Raw genomic sequence first — 10,544 nt, 5'->3', positions numbered from 1 at the left:
TATTCTTCTTGGGAAAGAGGTACCAATGAAAACATCAACAGAATTATTCGACGATTCATTGCCAAGGGCAGAAAGATAGAAAACCTGACACAATCAACCATTCAAACTATAGAAAACTGGATTAATAACTACCCACGCAAGATACTAAATTTTCAATCTGCTCAACAGGGGTTTGAAAGAGAACTTCAGGAGATTGCAGCTTAAATGAAAAATGACCACTATCTACGGCATTTAACTTTACAATCCACCTATGCTTTTTTTCGGTTTCTTTTTGATGCATTTTGCATATGCCAATAACCGTGTCATGTCAGTCCATGGTTTTTTTGATCCTAAGATAACAAAAACATATCGTTTACCCGGAACAGTAGAAAAACCAACAAAACAATGTTTCGCAAGCGATGTGTACCCTGTTTTACCGATGATCGTATTGGGAAACCTTTTTAGAAGTTTATTATGATTCCTCAGTTTTATTCTTTTTCCATCAGACCCTTTTATATATGCATGTTTCTTTTTCATGATTTTATATAATTGCGGATACTTTAAAAATCTTATCATCATTTTATTCAAGTCATGCACTGTAGTATATTGGCTTACTTTTTTATCTGTGAGCCCACTCGGGTTCGCAAACTTGGTTTTTTTTGCACCTATAAAAGCTGCTTTTTGATTCATAAGTTTTGTAAACTTGTTTACTGAACCAGCGATCCTTACCCCAAGAACGTTTGCCGCATCATTAGAAGATTCCAATAGCAGTGCATACAGCAAATCGTTTATCGTATACTCTACACCCTTATTAAGATATATGCGTGTGTTAAGTCCCCTTAAAGCTTTTTTTGACACTTTCGCTGTGACAACATTATGGGAACGGTCAGCCACAACCATCGCCGTAATAATTTTTACGTTACTTGCACACGGGAGTTTTTTAAAAGGGTTCTTTTCATATAAAACCTCTCCGCTGGTAATATCATATATAAGTGCTGATTTTGCTGTAACCGTAGGTTTATCAGCATAAAGTGGCAATGCCAGACAGATTATATAAAGCATTGTCGCTACGCCATAAACCATTAGCTTTTTAATTTTTCTTATCATATTTTCTAATCTCGTATTCCAACGTTATGTAAACACTGTTCAAAAAGTGCTACCGCAAGATCTATTTCTTCGTAGGTAATTGAAAATGCAGGCGCAATAGTAAAAACATTCTTATAGTATCCACCAACATCTAAAACGAGTCCATACTGTTTATTTCCGCTGGATAACTTCCCTTTTAACCCCTCTTCAAATATCTTATCCGTTAATTCTTTTGATGGGGTAAAACTGTCACCGGCACAAATCTCCACGCGGAGTGTCAAACCTAACCCATCAACGTTTCCAATATGTTTTGGGTAGTTCTTTTGTAGCTGGCGAAGTTGTTTGAGGAAATACTCCCCTTTCTGAGGAACAATACGATCATAATTTTCATCTTCCATCATTTTTACCGATTCAAGGGCGATCGCCGTCCCGAGAGTATTCGATGAAAATGTTGAATGTGTTGATCCCGGAGGAAATGTCTCCGGATTGATCAAAGCTTCTTTCGCCCACACCCCTGAAAGCGGATTAAGTCCATTCGTTAAAGCTTTACCAAAAACAACAATATCCGGCGTAACCCCAAAGTTTTCAATTGCCCAAAATTTACCGGTACGGTAAAAAGCCATTTGTATTTCATCGTCAACAAGCAATATATTCCTTTGATCAAGCACCTTTTTTAATTCTACAAAATATTCTTTTGGAGGAACAATGTATCCGCCTGTTCCCTGTACCGCTTCAACAAAAAAAGCTGCGCATTCGCTTTCATTAGCTTTTCCATCCCAAAATGTATAATATTCTGACTCAAATAATTTTGCAAATTGCTTTACACAATACAAGTCACAGTCATCTCGTTTTTTACCATAGAAACATCTAAAACAATATGGATACGGCACAAAGCTTGCACGGTCACCAAAGTGTCCGTAGCGACGCCTATAACGATAACTTGATGTAATCGCGGAAGCACCTAACGTACGGCCATGGTATCCCCCCATAAAAGCAAAAACATGATTTTTTCCCGTCTCATTGCGCACAAGTTTTAATGCATCATCAACACTTTGAGATCCTCCTACATTAAAATGAACGCGACCTTTAGCATTAAAAGCATGTGCACATTTTTGTACCAGCTTTGATGCAAGAAGAATCTTTTCTTTATGCAGATACTGACACGCAAGCTGCGGAAGTGTATCAAGTTGAGCAATTAAAGCATCCTGTAAACGTTTATTCTTGTACCCGAAACTGGCTGCCGAATACCACATTTGAATATCCAAGTACGGAGTCCCATCTTCATCGTAGAGATAGGATCCCTCACATCTTTCAAATATTTTTGGCGGCTCTAGATAATGCACCGTATCTCCGAAAGAACAGCACTCACGTTCTATTGATAACAACTCATCGCTAGACATACCTTCTTTAGCCTCGCCACGTTTGATTTTTACATCCAAAACAACCTCCTCACTTTCAATAATGCTTATTTCAAAACACCCGTTCTTAACGCTATACACTTATCGAATACTTTTGATTCTAATCCACATACGGATTTATCTGAACCATCATTTGAGACAATACATTCTTCCATTTTTATTATCACGTCCTGAAACGTGCCAAACAGATAATATGCAATACCGCTTTGCTCGCAAACATCTCTTAATTTTTCCTTTGCAAAAAGATAATCCGCACATTGCGTTATATACTTATCAGAATAACCGTCACCAATAACGATTACTTTTTCACTATCTTGTTTCACCCTATTAACAACTCCAACTTTGCACGTTGCGCAAAGATCACAATCAGGACGCGAATTAGAAAAGCGTGTATTCAACGAACCATCCTCAAAAAGCAACGTATTCGCATAATGCGGCAAATGCCCTAATTGATGTTTGTTTAATATATAATTAATAATATAATCAAAACCATCACTTACTACAGTAACCGATATATTCTTTTTCTTGCAAAAGGATACAAACTGCAGAAAAAAAGGATCAATCTCTATCGTATCTAACAGTGCAATCAACTCATTCTCAGTGGCCTTTACAAGCTTCATTTGTCTGCGCAAACATTCTTCTGAACCAAATGCACCACTCAGCCATTCATTCTCAACGCTTTCCCACTCTTTATCTGCAAATGCACGCAATATTTCATCTGTCGTATCCTTAACCGTTATGGTCCCGTCAAAATCACAAAATACGCTATAAGTGTCCATCTTTCTATCCATTATTTTATTCTCACAGCAAACATTATTAATTGGTGTTTATTCTCTCATCAATAAGCCGCTTTATTTTTCTCCCTTTTCTCAATGATCCACGCTCATGTAGCGAAAACCTGATGTCACACATACCCACTTCATAATTCTTCCATATATCATTAAATCGTTTGCGAATATTCGTTTTAACTTTATCCAGAATAGCAGTTTCATCATTTGATACCTTCTCCATTCTAAATTCCAAGACATCTTGGCATTCAGGTTTTAATACTGCCACTTGCCAATCATTTGAAATTTCAGGTATGTCATGAAGAATACTTTCAAATATCCAAGGGAACATATTTCCTGCCCCTAAAACAACCATATCATCAACTCGCCCACGAATTTTAGAAAGTCTTTTTGTTTGCATTCCACACGGACATGTATCTTCAATAAAACGAGCTATATCACCAGTACGATACCGGATAAGAGGCATGGTATCCCTTACAAGTGTCGTAAAAACTACTTCTCCATACCCATCCTTATCAGGATTAATAATTTCAAAAAAGAACGCAAAATCATTCAAATGATACCCGTTTTTTTCAAGACATTCAGATGATGATGCACCACCCATTTCGGTAGAACCATAACTCAATATCATATCAGCTCCCCACGCCTCTTCTATGCGTTTTCTGATATCATCGGAAACATGTTCTCCACCGCCAAGAAGTAGTTTTACATTATATTTTTTGTGATCTTTGACAAGTTCTGTAAATTGAATAATCCAGGAAGGATCACCCATAATGACATTAAAATTATAATCATCTATACGGCTAACGATCTCAGATGGAGCTATCTTCCCGCCAACCACATGAAACGCACCTACGTGTTTAATCATGTCTTGAATGGTTATCCCTGGTATCCAGAAAGCAAAATCAAAGGTACTTATAACGCGATCTGCCTCACGCATACCGAGCATATAAAGACTCGCCGCACCCCAACGCGACAAATCTGCAAATTCCTTATTTGAGAAATAAACGCGTTTCGGCTTACCGGTCGAACCAGTTGTCTCAAATGCTCTATGAGGCTTACCGCATAAGAATGATTCCGAAGGATACTGAGATATATCGCCAGATGTGGTGAAAAAATCACCGAGTTCAGACGGATGTTTGATCTTAGTGAAATCAATATCTATCCCGGAAAGATTTTCCTTATAAAATGTCGATTTATTAAGAACATGCCCTAGAGTCCATTTAAGATTTCTCCGTTTCATTGACTCTATAACCGCCGGACTTACCGATTTTGCAAGACGCAAGACTTTAGAAGGCCTGCCACCAGTTATAACACGTTCTGCCATACCTGCAATATTTCTTATCATACACCCTCATTAATTCTGTTCATAATAGGATACCAGACACATTTTGTCAATGAATGAGTACTGTAAAATCTATATAAATTAGGTATAATAGGCTGTAATTACCTATTTTAACGCCTTTAGATACTCCTCTATGAACATATCAATATCACCATCCATAACCGCTTGCGTATTAGATGTTTCCATATCTGTCCTATGGTCTTTAACCATCTGATACGGATGGAACACATATGAACGTATCTGACTACCCCACGCAATATCCATTTTCTCGCCATATTCCTTAGCAAGCTGTTCTCTCTTTTCCTTCTCCTTTTTCTCGTACAAACGTGCCTTTAATATCTTAAGACATGTAGCTTTATTCTGAAATTGAGAGCGTTCATTTTGACATTGAGCAACAATATTAGTAGGAATATGTGTTATTCGTACCGCAGAATCAGTCTTATTAACTTTTTGACCGCCTGCCCCGCCAGCACGATAGGTGTCAATTCTCAAATCTTTTTCATCTATTTCAATTTCTATCTCATCATTGACTTCAGGGATAACATCAATCGATGCAAAAGACGTATGCCGTCTTTTATTAGAATCAAAAGGAGATATTCTAACAAGTCGATGCACACCACGTTCAGCGTTCAAATACCCGTATGCAAATTCACCTTTTACAAGTAGCGTTACATTTTTAATCCCTGCTTCCTCACCAGCCAATATATCCGTTATCTCAGCAGAGAATCCGCGGCGTTCTGCCCAACGTTTATACATTCTTAAAAGCATTTCAGCCCAATCACACGATTCAGTACCACCTGCACCAGCATTAATGCTCAAAAACGCGTTATTACCATCGAGAGGACCGCCAAGCATCTTTTTGAATTCTAGCTGCTCAAGCTTCTTCTCTACCAGTACAATTTCAGAACTCAACTCTTCAAAGATCGATGATCCCTCAGGCTCATCTTGCGATAGGTCGTTTAGTTCCGTTAGAGATAATAATTCATCGCCTACATCCCTGCATGGGTCAACCCAGCTTTTGAGTATATTGACCTTCTCTATCGTTTCTTTGGCTTTGTTATTATCATCCCAAAAATTGTTCGCGGCCGTTACTTCTTGTAATTTTTTTAGCTCATCAGACTTTTGAGCAACGTCAAAGATAACCTCGCATTTCATTCAGTCTTCTTTGTAAATCTGCTATTTTTTCTTTCATTTCTTTATACATATATACTCCCTCTTATCTATTACGATTTTATTTTTATCTTCTTCTTCGAGAATACCTGTTTCGCACATAAAAAATTACTATACCCAAAAGCGTTATAATCATACATCCCTTAGGAAAGTAATTACCATATTGTGTATACACAGTGCGCTTATGAACGCTTCTTAATGGAAAGGTAAAATGTCCGGGAACATAAAGTGAGCTACCATTTTTATCACGAATATCTTTTACAATCCTCCCATAGGGATCTATAACACACGAATACCCTGTATTAGCTGCCCTTATGAGGTACGTCCTATTTTCTACAGCCCTAAACACAGATAAATAAGCATGCTGCATTTGAGCGCTTGTTTTCTTAAACCAAGCATCGTTGGTAATATTCACAATAAAATCAATGTGCTGCGCAGCAAACTCTCTTACCAGCCCGGGAAAAATATCTTCAAAACATATTATCGTAGCAAAACGTATTATGCGAATATGAGATTTAATCTCACCTGATTCGTCTTTCCATCTTTTATATAATTGCGGTATTCCAAAAATCGTGTACTCGTCCCCTTCATGGAAATCAATTTGTATTGGTGTCATTTTTCTTATGAAAGGTACTCTTTCAGCAAATGGAACATACTCGCCAAACGGCACCAGATGCACCTTTTTATAGCTTCCCATAAGTTTATGTTTAGGATGAATAAGAAACGCCGAATTATAGAAAATCCATTCTTTGCCAAATTCAATGTCCTGACTACCCAGTAAGATCGGTGCATCGATTGCTCGCGTTATACTGGAAACATGCTCATAAATATTTTGATCATAGCGTATCTCTCCCTGAACACAGCTTTCAGGCCAAATAACAAGATCGGGGTTCTCACCTTTGAGCTCCAATGTCAGATTTTTAAACCGCTTATTTATGTAATCCTTATGCCGTTTATCCCATTTAATATCTTGAGAAATGTTTGGCTGCACGACCGAAATATTAAAAGGAATATATTGCGCGTCCTGCTTCTCTGATGAAAGCTCTTTTGCCCCGAATATATATGTTCCCCCCACCATCACGATTGCCAATAATGTCGTAGTATAACTTTTTACTCCCTCTTTTTTAATGATGCCAAGATATACATTCTCAAATATGAATGCATTTAAAAGAACAACAAAAAATGATACGCCCCATACGCCGGTCAGTGACGCTATCTGAATAAGATGAAGATATGATACCTGTGAAGCACCCACTAATGCCCAAGGAAAACCGGTAAAAAGTACACTACGGACAAATTCCAACGCTACCCACACGATCGGGGCCCATAAAATAATTGATCGTTTCCTTTCAATTATTTTGTCCATAATATACATAAAAAGTAAAAAATAGAGCGCTACATATAAACATAATGCTATATAGCCAACGCCGGTAACATGTATTACCCAGTAAAGAACAGTAAAGAAAAACACCAGACCAAAAAGATACCATCCGAGACGTTTAACATAGTCTGAGACGCCCGCAAGACTGCATCCGATAAAAACAGGCACCAAAAAGAACCATGCAAGATAATGAATATTAAAATAGGGAAAACTTAAAATCAGTAAAAACGCCGATAGGATTGAAAGGACATATAACGCTATATTATTATTCTTCACGACATTCAAGGTATGCACCTATACAAGAGTTAAAAGATAATTAAGAATTTCCCGCGCCACAACATTTCTTGTATTTTTTACCACTACCGCAAGGACACGGATCGTTCCTTCCAATCTTTTCACTTTCACGTTTTACCGGAGTAAGTGCGGCCCCTTCAGGTCTCATCGCGCCATGTCTTGACTCTTGAGCTTGACCGGCACGTTCCATCTGTTCTTCAGAACTCATTTCTAACCCTGATACTTCCTGATGAATTAATTGAGTAGGCACCTTTCGTCGTGTTTCTTCCTCTTTCGGCACATACATGGCGACTTTAAAGAAAGAGCTGACAATATCAGTCTTAATATTACTCATCATCTCAGAAAACATGGTAAACGCTTCCTGCTTATAGGCAATCAACGGATCGGTCTGTCCATACGCCCTTAACCCAATACCTTCTCTCAGAGAATCCATATTATACAAATGTTCCTGCCACAGGCGGTCAATCGTGGTAAGTTTAACATACTGAAGGAGACGCTGAACCATTTCTTCGCCTTCATACTTAACCTTAAGCACATACAACTTGTCTATCTCGCTACGGAAGTTTTCGTTCAATTCACTTTTACTATAATTTTCCTCAGGGTTATAGGTGATAACAGCACGAAATGTCTGATTAAACCAGCTGCACAACCCTTCGATATCCCATTCAGATGGATGAGTTTTATCCGAAGCGTATTCTTCAATTGTTTCTTCCAAAACTTCATCTATCATTTCATCTAAAAGTTCTTTTAGGTCTTCATTTTCAAGTACCTGCATACGATAATTATAGATCACCTCTCTCTGCTTGTTCATCACATCGTCATATTCTAATGTATGTTTACGTATTGAGAAATTTCTCTCTTCAACACGTTTCTGCGCTGTTTCAATAGAACGGCTTAGAAGAGGATGTGTTAATTCCTGTCCCTCTTCAATACCAATACGTTCCATAACGCGAGCGATCTTATCTGACCCAAAAAGACGCATGAGATCATCTTCTAATGATACATAAAAGCGTGATTGCCCCGGATCACCTTGACGTGCACAACGACCTCTCAGCTGAAGATCAATGCGCCTCGCTTCATGCCTTCCCGTTCCGATAACACATAAGCCCCCGGAAACGTCTTCAGTCTTTTCATCTTTCATCAAGACACCAGGCCCAAGTTTTATATCCGTACCACGACCAGCCATATTAGTCGCAATTGTTACCGCCCCGCGTTGGCCAGCAAGCGATACAATTTCTGCTTCCTTCTGATGGTATTTTGCATTAAGAACATTATGAGGAACAGCTCTCCTTTTCAGCAATCTACTTAAGACTTCTGATGATTCAACGGATACCGTACCAACGAGAACCGGTTGACCTTCCGAATACGAAGAAGCTATATCATCAACAATAGCATTGTACTTCTCTCTCTTTGTTTTATAGATGACATCCTGATTATCTTTTCGCATAATAGGTCTATTTGTAGGAATAACGCACACATCTAATTTATAAGTCTGGCTAAATTCATTCGCCTCAGTTACTGCGGTACCGGTCATACCGGCAAGCTTATCATACATACGAAAATAATTTTGTATAGTGATTGTCGCAAATGTTTGTGTTTCGCGTTCAATTTCGACACCTTCTTTTGCTTCAAGCGCTTGATGCAATCCGTCACTATATCGTCTTCCCGGCATGAGTCTCCCGGTAAATTCATCAACTATCATCACGCGATTATCCTGAACAACATATTCTACATCTTTTTCAAACAGCGAATATGCGCGCAACAATTGTGATAGATTGTGTATGCGCTCACTCAGCGTATCAAAATATGTCTGCAGTTCCTGCTTTTTTACTTCTTTTTCATCATCTGAAAAAGCTTCATTACCATCAATTTCCTGGTACATGGTAATAATGTCAGGCAACATATATTCTTCAGGCTTACCGGGACTGATTGTATCTCTGCCTTTTTCGGTCAAATCAACAGAGTGCTGTTTTTCTTCTATTATATACAACATTTCTTCTTTTATTACCGGGAGATCTTTTTTACGTAAATCACTGTGAAACTCACCATCTATTTTATCCATCAATCTCCTAATTTGAGGATTTTCGATCATTTTTGAAAGCGGCTTATTTCTTGGTGTACCGATTTGGACCTGAAACAATTTTTTTCCTATAATTTCTTCATTTTCGCCCGTGATGCCTTCTTTATCATATTGTTCTTTCACTTCTTTTAATAATCTATTACATAATAATGTCTGTTTACGAACAAGGTCCTGTACAACAGGTTTGAGTTTGTCATATACATGTGAAGAAACTGATGAGGGTCCGGAAATAATAAGTGGTGTTCGTGCTTCGTCAATAAGAATACTATCTACCTCATCGACAATGGCATAATTATGCCCGCGTTGGACACAATCTTCATATGAAAGAGCAAGACCATTATCGCGAAGATAATCAAAACCAAACTCACTATTTGTTCCATAGGTAATATCTTTAGCATACTCCGCTTTACGCTCTTGAGGACTCATATCATGCTGAATACAACCAACAGTGACACCAAGCATTTCATATACTTTCCCCATCCACTCGCTGTCACGTTTAGCAAGATAATCATTCACTGTCACAAGATGAGCATTTTTCCCTGAGAGAACATTGAGATAAAGAGGCATTGTTGCAACAAGTGTTTTACCTTCACCCGTAGCCATTTCCGCAATTTTACCTTTATGGAGCACTATCGCGCCAATGAGCTGTACATCAAAAGGCACCATATCCCAGGCGACAGGGTGATCACAGACATCCCATGAGGTTCCACACAAACGACGACATACATTTTTTACCGTTGCAAATGCTTCCGGCATAATATCATCGAGTGTTTCACCTTCAGCGAGTCGTTTCTTAAATTCATCAGTTTTTGCCCGCACATCATCATCTGGCAATGATTGATACGACTCTTCGATTTCATTGATCTTTTGGACAACGGGAGTAAACTTTTTTACGTCTCTTTCGAATTTTGTTCCAAAAAGCAATTTTAATATATTTCCTACCATGTATATAAACCTTTCTCTTATTGTATAATCAGTCCGATAATGTTATTAAAAAGAAGCG

Annotated in this window: 8 protein-coding genes; 1 reads left to right on the top strand and 7 read right to left on the bottom strand. The window is 38.2% G+C overall.

What is annotated here, in order from left to right; translation table 11 throughout:
• A partial coding sequence (locus P9M13_06245; GenBank protein MDP8262883.1) for an IS30 family transposase occupies positions 1-204 on the top strand: 204 nt, incomplete at its 5' end.
• Positions 205-237: 33 nt separating this feature from the next.
• Here the strand turns inward: P9M13_06245 and P9M13_06240 are convergent.
• The 7 genes from P9M13_06240 to secA all read right to left on the bottom strand — a co-directional run bounded on the left by P9M13_06240 (position 238) and on the right by secA (position 10,486).
• Positions 238-1,086, bottom strand: coding sequence for a serine hydrolase (locus tag P9M13_06240; GenBank protein MDP8262882.1), 849 nt, complete (start codon positions 1,084-1,086; stop codon positions 238-240).
• A gap of 5 nt (positions 1,087-1,091) precedes the next feature.
• Complete coding sequence (locus tag P9M13_06235; protein MDP8262881.1) at positions 1,092-2,504, bottom strand: aminotransferase class III-fold pyridoxal phosphate-dependent enzyme; 1,413 nt, start codon at positions 2,502-2,504, stop codon at positions 1,092-1,094.
• Positions 2,505-2,530: 26 nt separating this feature from the next.
• Positions 2,531-3,274: an MtnX-like HAD-IB family phosphatase gene (locus P9M13_06230; GenBank protein MDP8262880.1), complete on the bottom strand. Its 744-nt coding sequence runs from the start codon at positions 3,272-3,274 to the stop codon at positions 2,531-2,533.
• Between the two features lie 25 nt (positions 3,275-3,299).
• Positions 3,300-4,619, bottom strand: coding sequence for an AMP-binding protein (locus P9M13_06225; protein MDP8262879.1), 1,320 nt, complete (start codon positions 4,617-4,619; stop codon positions 3,300-3,302).
• Between the two features lie 102 nt (positions 4,620-4,721).
• Positions 4,722-5,771 (bottom strand): peptide chain release factor 2, encoded by a 1,050-nt coding sequence (gene prfB, locus P9M13_06220; GenBank protein MDP8262878.1) that lies wholly within the window; start codon positions 5,769-5,771, stop codon positions 4,722-4,724.
• An 82-nt stretch (positions 5,772-5,853) separates the two neighbouring features.
• The gene (lnt, locus tag P9M13_06215) at positions 5,854-7,443 is read right to left on the bottom strand and encodes an apolipoprotein N-acyltransferase (protein MDP8262877.1); all 1,590 of its coding nucleotides are present in this window, start codon (positions 7,441-7,443) and stop codon (positions 5,854-5,856) included.
• Positions 7,444-7,483: 40 nt separating this feature from the next.
• Positions 7,484-10,486, bottom strand: coding sequence for a preprotein translocase subunit SecA (secA, locus tag P9M13_06210; protein ID MDP8262876.1), 3,003 nt, complete (start codon positions 10,484-10,486; stop codon positions 7,484-7,486).
• Between the last annotated feature and the right edge of the window lie 58 nt (positions 10,487-10,544).

Origin of the sequence: Candidatus Ancaeobacter aquaticus, assembly GCA_030765405.1 — a bacterium.
Classification (GTDB): Bacteria; Auribacterota; Ancaeobacteria; order Ancaeobacterales; family Ancaeobacteraceae; genus Ancaeobacter; species Ancaeobacter aquaticus.
The sequence above is the reverse complement of the archived record's forward strand: the minus strand, read 5'-3'. Positions and strand labels throughout refer to the sequence as shown.